1 protein-coding gene is annotated in these 697 nt (G+C 64.1%); it reads left to right on the forward strand.

Annotated elements, in window-relative coordinates:
* Positions 1–41 precede the first annotated feature (41 nt).
* The coding region (locus ROR02_RS16485) for an IS110 family RNA-guided transposase (protein ID WP_147165121.1) at positions 42–697 on the forward strand (656 nt) is incomplete at its 3' end.

Raw genomic sequence — 697 nt, forward strand, 5'->3', positions numbered from 1 at the left:
GTGGTCGTGCTTGAAACGCCACATTCGGGAGGGCCGTCCACATGGCGATTGTCACGATAGGTCTCGATCTTGCCAAGAGTGTTTTTCAGGTCCACGGGGTCGATGAGTTCGGCAAGCCGGTTCTGCGGCGACAGCTCCGCCGCAGTGATGTCGAGAAGTTCTTCGGCTCACAGCCAGCTTGCCTTGTCGGCATGGAAGCCTGCGGTTCGGCGCATCACTGGGCGCGGCAGTTGTCGGCGCTGGGGCATGAGGTGCGGCTGATCGCGCCGACGCGGGTCAAAGCCTATGTTCAGCGCGGCAAGAAGAACGACGCCAACGACGCGGCCGCCATCGCCGAGGCGGTGACGCGCCCGCACATGACCTTCGTGCCGGTCAAGACCGAAGCGCAGCAGGGCGTTTTGATGCTGCACCGCACGCGCGATCTTCTGGTGCGTCAGCGCACCATGCTGATCAACGCCCTTCGCGCTCATCTTGCCGAATTCGGCATCGTCGCCGCCAAGGGGCGTGGCAAGGTCGCCGACCTGATCGGCGGGCTGGATGAAGCCGACATCCCCGCTCTGGCGCGAACGGCTTTGCGGCAAATTGCCGAGCAGATCGGCGCCTGTGACGCGCGGGTCGAGGCGCTGGAGAAGGAAATCCTTGGCTGGCACAAGAGCAACGAAACCAGCCGCAACCTCGCCACCATCCCCGGCATTGG

The organism is Pararhodospirillum oryzae (assembly GCF_007992075.1).
In the GTDB taxonomy this organism is placed as follows: Bacteria; Pseudomonadota; Alphaproteobacteria; order Rhodospirillales; family Rhodospirillaceae; genus Pararhodospirillum; species Pararhodospirillum oryzae.